Origin of the sequence: Escherichia sp. AM3 (assembly GCF_032029835.1) — a bacterium.
GTDB lineage: Bacteria > Pseudomonadota > Gammaproteobacteria > Enterobacterales > Enterobacteriaceae > Escherichia > Escherichia coli.
Window position 1 is genome coordinate 1 of record NZ_JAVUPQ010001145.1, and the last position, 252, is coordinate 252.

Below are 252 nucleotides of genomic sequence, written 5' to 3' on the forward strand. Positions count from 1 at the left end.
ACCTTCACCCTGCCGGGTCTACGCCAGCGCCAGGAAGATATTGAACCGAACCTGGATTATGAAGTGGAGCGCCACGCCTCACTCACTGGCGACAGCGTGCGTTTTAACACCGAAGCGCGGCGCGCCTGGTTGGCTTTTGCGACCTCTCCCCAGGCAACATGGCGCGGTAACTTTCGCGAACTTTCTGCCAGCGTCACGCGGATGGCCACCTTTGCCACTAGCGGACGCATCACTCTGGACGTGGTTGAAGAT

General features: G+C 59.5%; 1 pseudogene. It reads left to right on the plus strand.

The features are described 5' to 3' along the window. Positions 1-252: pseudogene (locus tag RTW80_RS30075) on the plus strand (sigma 54-dependent transcriptional regulator); the annotation flags it as partial.